This window comes from Streptomyces sp. NPDC057099 (genome assembly GCF_042671245.1).
GTDB classification, from domain to species: domain Bacteria; phylum Actinomycetota; class Actinomycetes; order Streptomycetales; family Streptomycetaceae; genus Streptomyces; species Streptomyces purpurascens.
In genome coordinates, this window is record NZ_JBHUTX010000021.1 from 1 (window position 1) to 15,956 (window position 15,956).

Genomic DNA, 15,956 nt, shown 5'->3' on the forward strand with positions numbered 1-15,956 from the left:
ACCGAGATGATCGTCTCCATGACGGACCAGGTCTTGATGTTCTGGCCGACGGTCAGCCCGAAGTACTCCTTCACCATCCAGAACCCGGCGTCGTTCACATGGCTGAAGAAGAGCGAGCCGGCGCCGATGGCCAGGACGAGGAGGGCGGTGTGCGTCGTCGACATGTCGGCCGCGAGCGGGGCGACCAGACCGGCCGCCGAGACCGTCGCCACCGTCGCCGAACCGGTCGCCAGCCGGATCGCCACCGCGATCAGCCAGGCCAGCAGCAGGGCCGGGATCGACCAGTCCTCGGAGATCTCCAGGACCATCTGGCCCACGCCGGTGTCGATCAGCGTCTGCTTGAAGCCGCCGCCCGCGCCGACGATCAGCAGGATGCCCGCGATCGGCATGAGGCTCTTCTCGACGAGCGGCGAGACGCGCTCCTTGGAGAACCCGGCGGGCCGCAGCAGCGTGAAGATGCCGACCAGCACCGAGGCGAGCAGCGCGATCATCGGGGCGCCGATGACGTCGAAGACGCGCTGGACCGGGTTCTCCGGGTCGTCCACGACGATGTCGACCAGCGCCTTGGCGAGCATCAGGATCACCGGCAGCAGCACGGTGAACAGCGTGGCGCCGAAGCCGGGACGCTTCTCCAGGTCCTCGGAGGCGCGCTGCGGGATCATGTTGTCGGGGGCGGGCACGTCCACCCAGCGGGCCGCGTACTTCGAGAACACCGGGCCGGCGATGATCACCGTGGGGATGGCGACCAGGACACCGAGCGCCAGCGTCACGCCGAGGTCGGCCCCGACCGCGTCGATGGCGACCAGCGGACCGGGGTGCGGCGGCACCAGGCCGTGCATCACGGACAGGCCCGCGAGCGCCGGGATGCCGATGCGCATCAGCGAGTAGTTGCCGCGCTTGGCGACCATCAGCACCACCGGGATCAGCAGCACGATGCCGACCTCGAAGAAGAGCGGCAGTCCGATCACGGAGGCGATCAGCACCATCGCCCAGGGCATCGACCGCCCGCCGGCCTTCTCGAGGATGGTGTCGACGATCTGGTCGGCGCCCCCGGAGTCGGCGAGCATCTTGCCGAGGATCGCGCCGAGGGCGATCAGCACGCCGACGCCGGCGACCGTGGTGCCGAGGCCGGCGCTGAAGCTGGTGAGGACCTTGTCCAGCGGCGCCCCGGCGATCGCGCCGAGCGCCAGTGACCCGATGGTCAGCGCCAGGAACGCGTGCAACTTGAACTTGGTGATGAGCAGGACGATGACGGCGATGCCCGCCAGAACGGCGATGCCCAGCTGAGCGTGGCCGGCCGAGGTGATCGGCTCGGGTGCGTCCGCTGCCAGCATCTCGACGCTGAGTCTGGTCACGGGTGAGGTGTCCTTGGGGTGAGGGGAGTCGTAGGAAGGGAGCCAGGGGCTACAGGACGGGCTCGGGGAGATCCTCGAGGGCGCTCGTCGCCCGTTCGGTGATCTCCTCCGGGCTGCCCAGGACGTCCACGCGGACCCCCGCCTCGTCGCTCTCCAGCGGCTGGAGCGTGGCGAACTGGGAGTCGAGCAGCGCCGTGGGCATGAAGTGCCCCTGCCGGTGCGACATCCGGTCCTCGATCAGCGCGCGGTCGCCCGCGAGGTGCACGAAGACCACGCCGGGTGCGGCGGCCCGCAGCCGGTCGCGGTACGACCGCTTCAGTGCCGAGCAGCTGACCACCCCGCCGTGTCCGGCCCGCCCGTGCCCCCACGCGCCGATGGCGTCCAGCCAGGGCCAGCGGTCCTCGTCGGTGAGTGGTGTACCGGCCGACATCTTGGCGATGTTGGCCTGCGGGTGGAAGTCGTCGCCCTCGGCGTACGGAACGCCGAGCCGGGCTGCGAGCAGGGGACCGATGGTGGTCTTTCCGGTGCCCGCGACGCCCATGACCACGACGACGTGGGGGGTGTTCATCGCTGCCTCACTGTCTGCTGTCTTCGTCGACACGTGATGTCGACGCAACTGAAACCCATTAGGTACGACTAATTCAAGAGGCCGTGACAAATAAGTCTGACTTTTTGTCTCCGTGATCTACCCCGTACGCTGAGTGCATGAGCACACCGGGTCGAGGGCTGCACGGCCATGTACTGGACACCCTCGGCCCCGAGATCACGGCGGGCGAGTACCCGCCGGGGAGCGTGCTGCGCACGGACGAACTGGCCCAGCGTTTCGATGTGTCGCGCTCCGTGATGCGCGAGGCGGTCCGCGTCCTGGAGTCCATGCACCTGGTCGAGTCCCGCCGCCGCGTCGGCGTGACGGTCCTCCCCAAGTCGGAGTGGAACGTCTACGACCCCGAGGTCATCCGCTGGCGCCTGGCCGGCGCCGACCGCGCCGGGCAGCTGCGGTCCCTCACGGTGCTGCGCTCGGCGATCGAACCGGTCGCCGCGGGCCTCGCCGCCCGGCACGCCACCGCCGAGCAGTGCGCCGAACTCACCGAGTGCGCCCTCGGCATGGTCGCCAACTCACGCGGTCACAAGCTGGAGGAGTACCTCGTCCACGACGTCGCCTTCCACCGTGCCGTCCTGGCCGCCTCCGGCAACGAGATGTTCGCCCGCCTCGGCGATGTCGTCGCCGAGGTCCTGGCCGGCCGCACCCACCACGACGTCATGTTCGAGGACCCCGACCCGGCCGCCGTCACCCTGCACGTCCAGGTCGCCGAGGCGGTCCGCGCGGGCGACGCGGTCCGCGCGGAGGAACTGACCCGCGAGATCACGGTCGGCGCCCTCCAGGAACTCGACATCCTGGCGCCCTGACGCTCAGTCGAGGATCTCTCCGTCGACGTACACCCAGGCCCCGTCCACCCGCTCGAACCGGCTCCGCTCGTGCAGCGATCCGCCCCGGTACGAGGCCCGGAACGTCACGGTCCCGGTGGTGTGGAACGCGGACCCGTCACTCGTGTCCAGGATCTCCAGCCCGGTCCACCGCATCCCGGGATCGAGGTCCAGCCGCCCGGGCCGCGTCCGCGGATGCCACGTCCGCAGCAGATACCCGGCGTCCCCCTTCACGAAGGCGCTGTACCGCGACCGCATCAACGCCTCGGCGGTCGGGGCCGCGGCGGGTCCCACGGGGGTCCCCCCGGTCGAGGTCGTTCGAGACTGGGGCAGGTAGCGCCCACAGCAGTCGTCGTAGGTCCCGGGGCGGCCACAGGGGCAGGAACGCGTCGTCATGCCGGTCATTGTCCTAGACGATCCCACCCGTGCGGGGCGAGGGCAGCGGCGGCAGCGTCGTCCCGTACAGCCACCTGTCGAACAGCGCGTCCAGCGGCTCGTCCGTGAACCGCCCCACGTGCGCGGTGAAGTTGGCCGTCGTCACGGCCCCGCCCCGGTGCAGGTTCGCCCACCCGCGCAGCATGCGGAAGAACGCGTCGTCGCCCAGGGCGCACCGCACCGCGTGCAGGACGAGCCCGCCCCGCTGGTAGAGACGGTCGTCGAACATCGACTTCCGACCCGGATCGGCCAGCCGGAGGTCCTGGGGCAGCGAGAACAGCAACCGGTGTGCGCCGGCGGCCAGTTGCTGGGCGCCGCGCCCTCCCGAGCGCTCCGACCACAGCCACTCGGCGTACTTCGCGAACCCCTCGTTCAGCCAGATCTGCCGCCAGTCGGCGATGGACACGCTGTTGCCGAACCACTGGTGCGCCAGCTCGTGCGCGATCAGCCGCTCCGAACCCCGCTCCCCGTCCACGTGGTTGGACCCGAACAGCGACAACCCCTGTGCCTCGACGGGGACGTCGAGCTCCTCCTCGGTCACCACGACCGCGTACTCGTCGAACGGGTACGGCCCGAACAGCTCCTGGAACAGCTCCATCATCGCGGGCTGCCGAGCGAAGTCCCGCGCGAACCGGGGGAGCAGGTGCGCCGGAATGTGCCCGTGCTGCGGAACCCCGCCCGGGCCCGGGTCACCCAGCAGCACCGTCTGGTACTTCCCGATCGACAGCCCCACCAGATAGCTGGACGTCGGCGCCGCCTGCTCGTACACCCAGGTGGTCGTGGAGGCCTTCGTCGTGCGGGTGAGCAGCCGTCCACCGGCCACCACCGCGTAGGCCGACGGCGTCGTGACCGAGATCTGGTACGAGGCCTTGTCGGCGGGCCGGTCGTTGCACGGGTACCACGAGGGCGCCCCGACCGGCTGGCTCGCCACCAGCGCCCCGTCCTCCAGCTCCTCCCAGCCGAGGCCGCCCCAGGGGCTGTTCACCGGCCGGGGGTTGCCCGACCAGTGCACCTCGACGGTGAAGGCGGCACCGGCGCGCACCGGCTTCGCGGGGCGGACCCGCAGCTTGCCGCCCCGGTGCGTGTAGTGCGGCGTACGGCCGTCGACCTTCACCCGGCCCACCCGGAAGTCCGCGAGGTTCAGCTGGAACTCGGTGAGCTGGCCGCGGCCCGCGATGGCGTTGATCCGCGCCGTTCCCGCCAGCCGGTTCGGCGCGGGGCGGTAGTCCAGCGTGAGCTCGTACCGGTGCACCCGGTACCGGAGGTCACCGTTGCCCGGGAAGTACGGGTCCTGACCCACTGACTGCTGAACCGCCACTGTTGCGTCTGCTCCCTGCGCTGCGCTCGTACGACGTCCGTCGGCCCCCGGCCCCCGGGGGGTTCCGCCTAGCGACGCCATGCCTCGATCGGGTTGCCCAGCCAGCGCGTGTCGTCGGGCACGGACTCCGCGGCCATCACCAGGGACGCCGGACCCAGCGTGGCGCGGGCCCCGACGGCGCTGCCGGGCAGGATGATTCCGCCCGGGCCCAGAGTGGCGCCCTCACGGAGGACCACAGTATCCGTCCGCAAGATCCGGTCGTGGAAGAGGTGTGTCTGGAGCACACAGCCCCGGTTCACGGACACCGCGTCCTCGAGCGTCACCAGATCCGTCTCCGGCAGCCAGTAGCTCTCCACCCACACACCCCTGCCGATGTGCGCACCGAGTCCGCGCAGCCACGCCGACAGCAGCGGCGTACCCGGCACGGCGCCGGCCAGCCACGGCACGGCCAGCACCTCGACGAAGGTGTCCGCCAGCTCGTTGCGCCACACGAAGGAGCTCCACAAGGGGTGCTCGGCCCGCCGGTGCCGCCCCACGAGCAGCCACTTCGCCGCGATCGAGACGAGCCCCGCCGCACAGCCCGCCCCGAGCAGCACCAGACCGGACAGCAGGGGAGCCCACACCCCGAGCACGCACAGCGCCGCCCCCGTCGCCACCATCAGCGCCGCCGAGCAGAACACCGGCACGATCCGGCAGAGCTCCACCAGCCCGCGCGCCCACAGCAGCCGCGCGGGCGGCTCGTACGTCCGGCTCTGGTCGCCGTCGGACGCGGCCCGCGGCAGCTTCACCGGCGGCAGCCCCAGATACGAGCTGCCCTTCTTGGCCTTCTTCGGCGTCGCCGACAGCACCCCCACCAGGCCACCGTCCGGCACGCTGCGCCCCGGCCCGGTCATCCCCGAGTTGCCGAGGAACGCGCGCCGGCCGATCTCCGCCCGCCCGATCCGCAGCCAGCCGCCGCCGAGCTCGTACGGCGCGGTCAGGGTGTCGTCCGCCAGGAACGCGCCCTCGCCGACCGTGGTCAGACTGGGCAGGGCCAGCACGGTGGACACCTCGGCCCGCCGCCCGATCCGCATCCCGAGCAGCCGCAGCCACACCGGCGTGACCAGCCCCGCGTACAGCGGGAACAGCATGTCCCGCGACCGGTCCATCAGCTGGGTCACGGTCCAGGCCTGCCAGCCCACCCGGCTGTGCGTGGCGTGCGTGCCCTCCCGCAGCCCCACACTCAGCAGCCGTACGGCGACCACGATCAGCAGCGCGTACGCCAGCCCGAACGCGAGCGTCGCCGGCACCAACGCGAGCACGACACCCCGAAGCGTCGCGCCGAGCCCGGCGTCCGGACCGACGAACAGCCCCGCCACCAGCAGCGCGGCAGCCGCCGAGACCACCGGCAACGCGGTCAGCGCGACACCCGTCACGCCGTACATCACCCGCCAGAACGCGCCCCGCCCGGGCCGGTCCTTGGGCCAGTTGCGCTTGGCCCGGCCCAGCTTGCCCGCGGGCGCGCCCGCCCACCGCTGTCCGGTGGGAATCTGCCCGGAGACCGCCGAACCCGGCGCCACCTCGGCCCGCTTGCCCACCCGCGCCCCCGGGAAGAGCAGGCTGCGTGTGCCGACGACGGCGTGCGCGCCCACCTTCACCGTCCCGACCTCCAGCCGGTCACCGTCCAGCCAGTACCCGGACAGGTCCACCTCGGACTCGACGGCCGCGCCCCGGCCCAGCTTGAGCATGCCGGTGACCGGCGGCAGCGAGTGCAGATCCACGTCCTGCCCGACCTTGGCGCCCAGCGCTCGCGCGTACCGTTCCAGCCAGGATCCGGTCAGCGAGGTCGCCCCGCTGAACTCGGCCAGCCGCTCCGCCGTCCACAGCCGCAGATGAACGCTCCCGCCGCGCGGGTACCGGCCCGGCCGCACCCCCCGCAGCAGCAGCCGGGCCCCGCCCGCGGCGAGCGCCAGACGCCCGGGCGGGCTGAAGAGCAGCACGGCACCGGCCGCGACCAGCCACCAGGGCGCGGTCGGCAGCCAGGAGTAGGCGGGCAGCACGTTCCCGAGCGCGGCGAGCACCACGCTCCAGCGCAGCCCGAGCAGCGTGAACAGCGGAACCAGCAGCAGAAGCTGGACGAGCTGGGCACGCCTCGGCACCGGTGCCACCACCCGCTCGGCGTTGTCGTCCTGTGCCGACTCCTCCAGATGCCGGGCCAGCTTCCGCAGGACGGGCCGCTGGTAGATGTCGAAGACGGCGGCGCTCGGGTAGCGCGTACGGAGCCTCGTCGTCAGCTGGGCGGCGGCCAGACTGCCCCCGCCTATCGCGAAGAAGTCGTCGGAGGCCGACGTCACCGGAATGCCGAGGACGTCCGTCCACTGCTCGGCGAGCCAGGCCTCGGTGCCGTACAACGGCTCGGCCGGGCCGCCCGTCTCCAGCCCCTCCAGCGGCCAGGGCAGCGCGTTCCGGTCGACCTTGCCCGACGTACGCGTCGGCAGCTCCTCGACCTGCGCGAGCAACGGCACCAGGGCGGCGGGCAGCTCGGCGCGCAGCCGCTCGACGGCGGCCGCGTGGTCCCAGCCGTCCTGGATGACGACGTAGCCCACGAGGAGCTGATTGCCGCTGCGGGCCGTGCGCACCGCGGCGGCGGCGCCGGCGACCCCCGGCAGCGCCTGAAGCGCCGCGTCCACCTCACCGAGCTCGATACGGCGGCCACCGAGCTTGATCTGCTCATCGGCCCGCCCGAGGAAGACCAGCCCCTCCGGCTCCGCCCGCACCAGGTCACCGCTGCGGTACGCCCGCTCCCAGCCCAGTGACTGAAGCGGCGCGTACTTCTCCGCGTCCTTCTCGGCGTCGAGATACCGGGCGAGTCCGACCCCGCCGATCACCAGCTGACCACTGGCGCCCATCGGCACGAGCTCCCCGGCCTCGTCCACGACGGCCAGCTCCCAGCCGTCCAGCGGCAGCCCGATCCGGATCGGCTCCTCGCCGCTCAGCAGCGACGCGCACGCCACGACGGTCGCCTCGGTCGGCCCGTAGGTGTTCCACACCTCGCGCCCCTCGGTCACCAGGCGCTGCGTCAGCTCGGGCGGGCACGCCTCGCCGCCGAAGATCAGCAGGCGTACGTCGTTGAGCGTCTCCGGCTCCCACAGCGCCGCCAGCGTCGGCACGGTGGACACGACGGTGATCTCCTGCTCGACCAGCCAGGGCCCGAGGTCGGCACCGCTCCTGACCTGCGAACGCGGCACCGGCACCAGACAGGCCCCGTGCCGCCAGGCCAGCCACATCTCCTCACAGGACGCGTCGAAGGCGACGGACAGCCCCGCCATGACCCGGTCACCGGGCCCGATCGGCTCGTCGGCCAGGAACAGCGCGGCCTCCGCGTCCACGAAGGCGGCGGCGCTGCGGTGGCCGACGGCCACGCCCTTGGGCTTCCCGGTGGAGCCGGAGGTGAAGATGATCCACGCGTCGTGCCCGGCACCGGGCCGGGCGGCGCCGTGCCCGGCGACATCGCCGACGGTCAGCTCGTGACCGGCCCCGACGACGGCCCGCACTCCGGCCTCGCCGAAGACCAGCGCGGCCCGCTCGTCGGGGTCCTCGGCATCCACGGGCACATAGGCGGCACCTGCGGCCAGTACGGCGAGGATCGCCACGTACAGATCATTGGTGCCCGACGGGACCCGGACTCCGACGCGGTCCCCGAGCCCGACCTCGGCGGCGGCCAGTCTCCGCCGCAGGTTCTCCACCTCGACGGCCAGCGCGCGGTAGGTGAGCAGCCGGTGGCCGTCGTCGAGCGCGGGCTCGTCGGGATACGACCGCACGGACGCCTCGAAGATGTCGACCAGGGTGCGGGGCGAGGCCGCTGGGCCGGCGGAGAAGCGGGCCAGGTCGCGGAGTCCTGTGCTCAGCTCCCGGTCCAGCAGAGTGAGGTCGGGGCTTTCGTGCAGGGCGGCCATCGGATCCTCGCGTCTCGATCCCGGACCTTCCGGGGCGCCGACGGGCCCGCAGGTCTGCCTGGGGATGTTCCGTTCCGGCGCGAACAAGCCCAATACTCTACTGGCCGGGTGACTTCGTCCTGTCATGTCCGCCACTCGGAGGCAAACGCGAGGCACCGCGTCGGTGCGACGCCACCCCCTCCGACCTGGGCTTCTCCCGGAAGGGCGAGATGTCGCCCACACTTCCCGGGAAACGACGAACGGCCCCTCGAAGAGAGGGGCCGTTCGCTCTGTGTCCGAGGGGGGACTTGAACCCCCACGCCCGATAAAGGGCACTAGCACCTCAAGCTAGCGCGTCTGCCATTCCGCCACCCGGACAAGGTGTCTGTCGCGTGGGTTCTCCCCGCGGCGACGACGTAAACATTACCAGGCTTTCGAGGGTGGCCGATCACCCCCCGCCCGAGCCCCGGTGAGGTGTGAACGGCGCGTGACGGGCCGCAAGCGGTCTTGGGGAGCGGGCCGCGGAGAGAGAGGATGAGGAGGACCCACCAGCAGTGACAGCGGGAGGAAGCACGTGAGCGAGACGGACACGGCCAGGAGCGTCACCGGCGAGGACGAGGTCGTGGACCTCTGCCGCGAGCTGATCCAGATCGACACCAGCAACTACGGCGACCACTCGGGTCCGGGCGAGCGCAAGGCGGCCGAGTACGTCGCCGAGAAGCTCGCGGAGGTCGGGCTCGAACCGCAGATCTTCGAGTCGCACCCGGGCCGCGCCTCCACGGTGGCCCGGATCGAGGGCGAGGACCCGTCCCGGCCCGCGCTCCTCATCCACGGCCACACCGACGTCGTACCGGCCAACGCGGCCGACTGGACCCACCACCCCTTCTCCGGCGAGGTCGCCGACGGCTGCGTGTGGGGCCGCGGGGCCGTCGACATGAAGGACATGGACGCCATGACCCTCGCGGTCGTCCGCGACCGGCTGCGCAGCGGACGCAAGCCCCCGCGCGACATCGTCCTCGCGTTCCTCGCGGACGAGGAGGCGGGCGGCACGTACGGCGCCAAGCACCTGGTCCGCAACCACCCCGATCTGTTCGAGGGTGTCACCGAGGCGATCAGCGAGGTGGGCGGATTCTCGTTCACCGTGAGCGAGCAGCGGCGGCTGTACCTGATCCAGACGGCCGAGAAGGGCATGCACTGGATGAAGCTCACCGTGGCCGGCACGGCCGGGCACGGGTCGATGATCCACCGGGACAACGCGATCACCGAGCTGTCGGAGGCCGTCGCGCGGCTGGGGCGGCACAAGTTCCCGGTGCGGGTCACCAAGACCACCCGCGCCTTCCTCGACGAGCTCGGTGACGCGTTCGGCACCGAGCTCGACCCGGAGGACATGGAGTCGACCCTCGCCAAGCTCGGCGGCATCGCCAAGCTCATCGGCGCGACCCTGAGCAACACGGCCAACCCCACGCAGCTCGGTGCCGGCTACAAGGTCAACGTCATCCCCGGCGAGGCGACCGCCCACGTCGACGGACGGTTCCTGCCCGGGCACGAGGAGGAGTTCCTCGCCGACCTCGACCGGATCCTCGGCCCGAAGGTGCGGCGCGAGGACGTCCACGCCGACAAGGCCGTCGAGACCACCTTCGACGGGGCGCTCGTCGAGGCCATGCAGTCCTCGCTGCTGGCCGAGGACCCGACCGCCAAGGCCGTCCCCTACATGCTCTCCGGCGGCACCGACGCGAAGTCCTTCGACGACCTGGGCATCCGGGGCTTCGGCTTCGTACCGCTGAAGCTGCCCCCGGAGCTGGACTTCGCGGGCATGTTCCACGGCGTCGACGAGCGGGTGCCGGTGGACGGCCTGAAGTTCGGCGTGCGGGTTCTCGACCGGTTCATCGACGCGTCCTGAATCGGACCTGCGATACGAAAGTATTCGCTCGCCCGTACGGAACAGACTGGGAAGAGTGAATGCGACCATAAGCTCGTAGCCTCATTACTCCCTCCTCGTTACAGGTAATGCGATCGCAAGATGGGTCGCTTTGCCAACTAGGAGGAATAATGATCAAGAAGGTCGTCGCTGCTGCGGCTGCCACCGGTGGGCTGGTTCTCGCGGGCGCGGGCCTGGCCGTCGCCGACTCGGGTGCCCAGGGTGCTGCCGTGCACTCCCCGGGTGTCCTGTCCGGCAACGTTGTTCAGGTGCCCGTTCACGTCCCGGTGAACGTCTGCGGCAACACGGTCTCCGTGATCGGTCTGCTGAACCCCGCCTTCGGCAACACCTGCGTCAACAAGTGACGCTTCCCCCTCTCTGAGGGGAGCTCAAAAGCCATCGGTCCCGGAGCGCGTGCCATGCGCTCCGGGACCGAACGCTTCTTTCGAGTAATTCGATAAGAATTCGAGACAGGGTCGAAGGTAGGTATTCAGCAATGCGACAGGTCACCCGCAAGGGTCTGATGACCGTGGCGGCCGCGACCGGCGTGATCGCCGCCGCGGGCGGCTCCGCTTACGCCGACTCGGGCGCGCACGGCTCCAGTTCGGGCTCGCCCGGCGTGCTCTCCGGGAACACGGTGCAGGCGCCGGTGCACGTGCCGGTCAACGTCTGCGGGAACACGGTCAACGTCATCGGTGTCCTCAACCCGTCGGTGGGCAACTCGTGTGCCAACAAGGGCGGCGGCTCGCCGTCGGGCGGCCACGGCGGCTCGCACGCGGGCGGCCACGCCAGTGACTCGCCTGGCGTCGGCTCGGGGAACCACGTCCAGGTGCCGATCCACGTGCCGGTGAACGCCTGCGGCAACAGTGTCGACGTCATCGGCGTCGGCAACTCCACCACGGGCAACGACTGCGCGAACGGCTCCGGCGGGCGTCACAGCAACCCGCCCGGCGGCGGATACGAGACGCCGCCCGGCAACCCGGGCGAGCCCGGGAACCCTGGTGAGCCGGGGAACCCCGGTGAACCTGGTGAGCCCGGTAACCCTGGTGAGCCCGGCAACCCCGGTAACCCTGGCAACCCGGGGGAGCCCGGGAACCCCGGTGAGCCCGGCAACCCCGGAAACCCGGGCAACCCTGGGAACCCCGAGAACCCGGGCAACCCCGAGAACCCCGGCAACAAGCCGGGCGGTCAGTTCGTCACCCAGCCCGAGGGAGACGCCCAGCTCGCGGAGACCGGCAGCGAACTGCCGCTCGGCCTCGCCCTGCCGGCCGGCGCGGGCGCGCTGCTGGCGGGCGTGGTCCTCTACCGCAAGGCGCGGGCCTCGGCCTGACCCCCACGGCAAACGGAGCGGGCCCCGCCGATGCGGGGCCCGCTCCCGTGTACGCCTTCTCCCGGTGCGCCGTCTCAGCTCACCACGTGGCCCGCACCTGGCGGATGATCCGCCGGCGCAACCGCACCTTGCGGCTGCCGTCCCGCAGCAGGCTCAGACGGTGCAACTCCCAGTGTCCGTACTCGGCGTGGTCCGTCAGCAGACGTGCCGTTTCCTTGCGGGAGACCCCGCGCGGTACGTACACGTCGACAAATTCGTATTCCGGCATCGCATCTATTGTGCGGGCTGGGGCCTGGTACGGATAGCGTCTGCACTATGTCTGATGCTGCGCAGCCCACCGCTGCCGAGGTACGCGCCGCCGCCGAGGCGGTCAAGACCGCGCTCGACCGCCACCTGGCCGCGGTCGAGGGCAGGTCGGGAGAGGACGACCCGGCCGTCTACGAGGCGTTCAACCAGCTGGCCGCGGCCGCAGAGGTGTACGACGAACTGCTCTACGACCGATACGACGAGGTCACCCCCTTCGAGATCCCCGGTGCGGAGGACGCGCTGCCCCCGTACGCGGGCCCCGAGGAACCGAACGCGCTGAGCGTACTGATCCGCCGCGACTACGCGGTGGCGGAGCCGCAGCGTCTCCTGGCGCAGGCGCAGCGGATCGAAGCCGCGGAGGGCGAGGACGGCCCGGCCGCCTCCGGGACGACCCATGGCGCGCTCGGCCTGCTGTTCGGCGAGTTCGAGCCCGACGAGATCGCCTCCCGGCACAAGGAGTTCGGGCTCGAGGAGGGCGACTCCACGCTCTGGGTGATGGCGGCGGACGAACCGGCCGACCCCGGCGAGTGGCTGGAGGCCCCGTTCGAGCAGGTCGATCCGCAGCAGGTGGTCTGCCGCTTCGACGTCAGCGCCGTCTTCGACGATGTCGAGGACGACGATGTCGATGATGTCGACGATGACGAAGAGGACGACGACCGGGACGACCTCGACACCAACCTGGACGAGGACGAGGACGAGGACCTGGAGCGCCTGGACGCGGACCGCCGCTGAGCGCATCCGACGGCGGTGGTCACGGGGACGGCCCCGTGACCACCGCCGTTGTCAGCTCTCGTCGACCTGCGGAGCGAGCAGCACCGGAAGCCGGGTCGTCCGGGGCTTCGCCGTCACCTCGGCCACGGCCCTGGGCAGCGCCTGTTCCACGCCGTGCACCACGGACAGATGGCGCTCGGCCCGCCCGAACGCCGTGTACACCCAGGGCCGGCTGAGCGCCTGCGCGGCATCACCGGGCAGCACCACGACCACCGCGGGCCACCGGCTTCCCACGGCCTGGTGCGCGGTCAGCGCCCAGCCGTGCCGTACGGACTGCTCCACCCGCTCCTTCGGTACGACGACGGCCTCGCCCTCGCACGACAGGTGGAGCCCCTCGGCGTCCGCCTTCACCACCCGGCCCTGCAGCGCACGGCCCGGCACGGGGGAGTAGGCGATCCGGTCACCGGGGTCGAAGCCGCCGAAGCGGCCCGGGCCCGGATTGAGCCGCTCCTTCAACGCCGTGTTGAGCGCACGGGTGCCGACGGCGCCGCCGTGCCCCGGTGCGATCACCTGGGTCTCCTCGGCCGGTACGCCGATCGCGCGCGGCACCGAGTCGGCGACGAGCTGCACCGCCCGGTGCACCGCCTCGCCCGCGTCCCACACCGGCACGATCACGATCTCCTTGCCGGGAGCCTCGACCTGGTTCAGCTCGCCGATGCCGATCCCCGAGACCAGCTCGCCCAGCGGCCCGGGATCCGGCCGCCGCGAGGCGACCTGCGGGCAGATCCGAGCCGCGAGCAGATCCGCGAACACCCGCCCCGGCCCCACGGACCACAGCACCGCAGGGTCCCCGGCCAGCACCAGCCGCGCCCCGTCGGGCAGCGACTCCGTCAGCAGCGCCGCCGTCTCGACGTCCAGCTGCGGGGCGTCGAGCACGATGAGCAGATCGAGATCCAGGGCACCGTCGGCATCCCGGCCGGGACCTTCGAGGCCGGCGAGCAGCCCGGAGACGGTGGTGACGCGGGAGCCGTCCTGGTCCGCCGCGTCGTCCGGACCCGAGCCCAGCAGGGCGGCGAAGCGGGTGCGGCCGATCGGGCCGTGCGTGGCGGCCCAGGCGCGCAGCCCGAGGGAGTGCGCGGCGGTCAGCAGCGCGGCCGGTTCGGCCGCAGAGGCCTCCCCGCCGGTGTGCAGGACCAGGCCGTGACCGGCGACCGCGCGCAGCAGCTCGCCCGTCGATCCCTGGGCCGCGGCGGCGACCCGCTCCCACTCCTCGGCCGAACCGTCCTGCTTGGGCGCCGAGTTGACCAGCCGGGCCAGACCGTCGGCCAGGCTCTCCTCCGCGAGCGCGTACCGCTCGAGCCCGACCAGGACCCGGACCGGGCGCTCCTCGTCCTCCTCGGAGTCGTCCTCCGACTGGTCCTGCTTCGTCCGGGCCGGCGCACCGGGCTCCTCCAGGGCGTCCTGGAAGACCAGCGCGTCGCCCTCCGCGAGCGTGTCCTGCACCGCGCTTTCGGGCTCCGGCACGCCCCGCTGGGCCAGGGCCGCGAGCAGCGCCGGCATCTCCAGGGCGGTGTGCCCGGCCAGCGCGGCCTGCTCCAGGAGCCAGACGGTGACGGCCCGGCCCCGTCGCTCGTCGTCAGGGCCGCACTCGGCGCCGAGCAGCGCCCGCGCGAACCCGTCGGCCTGCTCGGGCCGCACACCGGCGACCCGCAGCAACTGCCAGGGGTCCGCCCGCAGCCGCTCGTCCGCGCCCTCGCCGAGTGCCTCGGTCACCTGCGGCGCGAGTGTCTCCGGGGCACCGCCCTCGCCGAGCACCCGCCGCACGGCCTGCACCGCCTCCGGCGCGGGAGCCGGGGACGCGGTGACGGTTTCGGCCGGCACCGGCCGCGGCCGCCGTTCCGGCTCCGGGGCGGGGCGCCGGGGGGCTGGCGCGGGCTCTTCGAACACCGTGGCCGCCGGCTTCTCGCCGCCCTCCACGGCTCGTACGGCGGCGAGCAGATCGGCGGCCTTGCCGCTCAGCTTGGTGCCGCTCTCGATCGGCGCCTTCTTCTCGGCCTTCCGCTGCTCGATGCGCTCCCGCTCGGCCTGCTGGGCCCGCAGCTCGGCCTCCGCCTCGGACACCTGACCGGCATCGGCCGCGTCCCCCTTGGCCTCCTCGGTCTCCTCGGTCTCCGCACCACCGGTCGGCGTCCCCGGCTCGTCGTCCTCCGTGGTCTCCGGCTCCGTGCTCACAGCGTGCTCCAGTCGTGATCGGGATAGCGGTGCACAGGCGCCGACACATCGTCGAGCGCCCGGCAGATCTCGTCAGGAAGACTAAGGGCCTCCACTGACAACGCGGCCGTGAGCTGCTGCGCGTTGCGCGCGCCGACGACGGGGGCGGCCACCCCCGGCCGGTCGCGGACCCACGCCAGGGCCACCTGGAGCGGGGTCACCGCGAGGCCGTCGGCGGCGGTCGTCACGGCGTCCACGATGCGGCTCGCCGTGTCGTCGAGGTACGGCGCGACGAACGGGGCGAGGTGCTCCGAGGCGCCGCGCGAGTCCAGCGGAGTCGTGTCGCCCCGGTACTTGCCCGTCAGCACCCCGCGTCCCAGCGGGGAGGACGGCAGCAGCCCGATGCCCAGGTCCAGGGCGGCCGGCAGCACTTCGCGCTCGATGCCGCGCTGGAGCAGCGAGTACTCCAGTTGCGTACCCGCCAGCCGGGTCCGGGTGCCGGGGGAGGCGAGCTGCCAGGTGCCGGCCTTGGCCAGCTGCCAGCCGCAGAAGTTGGAGACGGCGGCGTAGCGGGCACGTCCGCTGGCGACCGCGAGGTCCAGGGCCTGGAGGGTCTCCTCCAGCGGGGTGTCCGGGTCGAAGGCGTGCACGTGCCACAGGTCGACGTAGTCGGTTCCGAGCCGGGAGAGCGAGGCGTCCAGCGCGGAGAGCAGATGGCCGCGGGAGCCGTCGAAGCGGCGGTCGGGGTCCGGCACGCTGCCGGCCTTGGTCGAGATGACCAGGTCCCGGCGGGGCACCAGGCCGTCTATGAGCCTGCCGAGCAGATACTCGGCCTCTCCGTCGCCGTACACGTCCGCGGTGTCGACGAGGGTCCCGCCCGCTTCCCAGAACGTCTTCATCAGGTCCGCGGCGTCGTGCTCGGCGGTGTCCCGCCCCCAGGTCAGGGTGCCGAGCCCGATCCGCGACACACGAAGGCCGGTGCGGCCGAGATGCCTCTGCTCCATGAACGCCGAGATTACTGGCCAGAACCTAC

General features: G+C 72.0%; 13 protein-coding genes and 1 tRNA gene. 5 read left to right on the forward strand and 9 right to left on the reverse strand.

Features of this window, described 5'->3' with window-relative positions; genetic code table 11:
• Both ACFT4A_RS24350 and ACFT4A_RS24355 read right to left on the reverse strand, forming a co-directional pair.
• Positions 1 to 1,355: GntP family permease (locus ACFT4A_RS24350; protein WP_382833364.1), on the reverse strand; the 1,355-nt coding region annotated here is incomplete at its 3' end.
• Between the two features lie 49 nt (positions 1,356 to 1,404).
• Complete coding sequence (locus ACFT4A_RS24355) at positions 1,405 to 1,923, reverse strand: gluconokinase (protein WP_382833366.1); 519 nt, start codon at positions 1,921 to 1,923, stop codon at positions 1,405 to 1,407.
• A 137-nt stretch (positions 1,924 to 2,060) separates the two neighbouring features.
• Here ACFT4A_RS24355 and ACFT4A_RS24360 point away from each other — a divergent pair, with 137 nt between their 5' ends.
• On the forward strand, positions 2,061 to 2,762 hold the full coding sequence (locus ACFT4A_RS24360) for a FadR/GntR family transcriptional regulator (RefSeq protein ID WP_382833368.1): 702 nt from the start codon (positions 2,061 to 2,063) through the stop codon (positions 2,760 to 2,762).
• 3 nt (positions 2,763 to 2,765) lie between these two features.
• On the opposite strand, the gene ACFT4A_RS24365 is transcribed toward ACFT4A_RS24360, so the two are convergent.
• From ACFT4A_RS24365 to ACFT4A_RS24380, 4 genes are all read right to left on the reverse strand, one after another.
• A complete protein-coding gene (locus ACFT4A_RS24365) occupies positions 2,766 to 3,185 on the reverse strand; it encodes a YchJ family protein (protein WP_382833370.1) in 420 nt (139 codons plus the stop codon).
• 4 nt (positions 3,186 to 3,189) lie between these two features.
• The gene (locus ACFT4A_RS24370; protein WP_382833372.1) at positions 3,190 to 4,533 is read right to left on the reverse strand and encodes a M1 family metallopeptidase; all 1,344 of its coding nucleotides are present in this window, start codon (positions 4,531 to 4,533) and stop codon (positions 3,190 to 3,192) included.
• 68 nt (positions 4,534 to 4,601) lie between these two features.
• Positions 4,602 to 8,468: a Pls/PosA family non-ribosomal peptide synthetase gene (locus ACFT4A_RS24375; RefSeq protein WP_382833374.1), complete on the reverse strand. Its 3,867-nt coding sequence runs from the start codon at positions 8,466 to 8,468 to the stop codon at positions 4,602 to 4,604.
• Positions 8,469 to 8,740: 272 nt separating this feature from the next.
• Positions 8,741 to 8,825: transfer RNA gene (locus ACFT4A_RS24380), tRNA-Leu, on the reverse strand.
• 196 nt (positions 8,826 to 9,021) lie between these two features.
• Here ACFT4A_RS24380 and ACFT4A_RS24385 point away from each other — a divergent pair.
• The 3 genes from ACFT4A_RS24385 (at position 9,022) to ACFT4A_RS24395 (ending at position 11,695) form a co-directional block, all read left to right on the forward strand.
• Positions 9,022 to 10,347 carry a M20/M25/M40 family metallo-hydrolase gene (locus ACFT4A_RS24385; RefSeq protein ID WP_215122471.1) on the forward strand — a complete coding sequence of 442 codons (1,326 nt, stop codon included), beginning with the start codon at positions 9,022 to 9,024 and terminating at the stop codon, positions 10,345 to 10,347.
• Between the two features lie 149 nt (positions 10,348 to 10,496).
• Positions 10,497 to 10,730, forward strand: coding sequence for a chaplin ChpH (gene chpH / locus ACFT4A_RS24390; RefSeq protein ID WP_215122472.1), 234 nt, complete (start codon positions 10,497 to 10,499; stop codon positions 10,728 to 10,730).
• 131 nt (positions 10,731 to 10,861) lie between these two features.
• Complete coding sequence (locus ACFT4A_RS24395; protein ID WP_382833376.1) at positions 10,862 to 11,695, forward strand: chaplin; 834 nt, start codon at positions 10,862 to 10,864, stop codon at positions 11,693 to 11,695.
• Between the two features lie 79 nt (positions 11,696 to 11,774).
• Here ACFT4A_RS24395 and ACFT4A_RS24400 read toward each other — a convergent pair whose 3' ends face one another.
• Positions 11,775 to 11,963, reverse strand: coding sequence for a DUF5703 family protein (locus ACFT4A_RS24400; RefSeq protein ID WP_010045410.1), 189 nt, complete (start codon positions 11,961 to 11,963; stop codon positions 11,775 to 11,777).
• Between the two features lie 47 nt (positions 11,964 to 12,010).
• On the opposite strand from ACFT4A_RS24400, the gene ACFT4A_RS24405 reads away from it, so the two are divergent.
• Positions 12,011 to 12,733 (forward strand): hypothetical protein, encoded by a 723-nt coding sequence (locus tag ACFT4A_RS24405; RefSeq protein WP_382833378.1) that lies wholly within the window; start codon positions 12,011 to 12,013, stop codon positions 12,731 to 12,733.
• Positions 12,734 to 12,784: 51 nt separating this feature from the next.
• Here the strand turns inward: ACFT4A_RS24405 and ACFT4A_RS24410 are convergent, their stop codons facing one another.
• Complete coding sequence (locus ACFT4A_RS24410) at positions 12,785 to 14,944, reverse strand: helix-hairpin-helix domain-containing protein (RefSeq protein ID WP_382833380.1); 2,160 nt, start codon at positions 14,942 to 14,944, stop codon at positions 12,785 to 12,787.
• Positions 14,941 to 15,927, reverse strand: coding sequence for an aldo/keto reductase (locus tag ACFT4A_RS24415; protein WP_382833382.1), 987 nt, complete (start codon positions 15,925 to 15,927; stop codon positions 14,941 to 14,943). Before ACFT4A_RS24415 ends, ACFT4A_RS24410 begins: the two co-directional genes overlap by 4 nt.
• Between the last annotated feature and the right edge of the window lie 29 nt (positions 15,928 to 15,956).

What these genes read in the sequence shown, in the direction of transcription:
- ACFT4A_RS24355 (WP_382833366.1), bottom strand. Translation starts at nt 1,923, where the DNA reads ATGAACACCCCCCACGTCGTCGTGGTCATGGGCGTCGCGGGCACCGGA.
- ACFT4A_RS24360 (WP_382833368.1), top strand. Translation starts at nt 2,061, where the DNA reads ATGAGCACACCGGGTCGAGGGCTGCACGGCCATGTACTGGACACCCTC.
- ACFT4A_RS24365 (WP_382833370.1), bottom strand. Translation starts at nt 3,185, where the DNA reads ATGACCGGCATGACGACGCGTTCCTGCCCCTGTGGCCGCCCCGGGACC.
- ACFT4A_RS24375 (WP_382833374.1), bottom strand. Translation starts at nt 8,468, where the DNA reads ATGGCCGCCCTGCACGAAAGCCCCGACCTCACTCTGCTGGACCGGGAG.
- chpH (WP_215122472.1), top strand. Translation starts at nt 10,497, where the DNA reads ATGATCAAGAAGGTCGTCGCTGCTGCGGCTGCCACCGGTGGGCTGGTT.
- ACFT4A_RS24395 (WP_382833376.1), top strand. Translation starts at nt 10,862, where the DNA reads ATGCGACAGGTCACCCGCAAGGGTCTGATGACCGTGGCGGCCGCGACC.
- ACFT4A_RS24400 (WP_010045410.1), bottom strand. Translation starts at nt 11,963, where the DNA reads ATGCCGGAATACGAATTTGTCGACGTGTACGTACCGCGCGGGGTCTCC.
- ACFT4A_RS24405 (WP_382833378.1), top strand. Translation starts at nt 12,011, where the DNA reads ATGTCTGATGCTGCGCAGCCCACCGCTGCCGAGGTACGCGCCGCCGCC.
- ACFT4A_RS24415 (WP_382833382.1), bottom strand. Translation starts at nt 15,927, where the DNA reads ATGGAGCAGAGGCATCTCGGCCGCACCGGCCTTCGTGTGTCGCGGATC.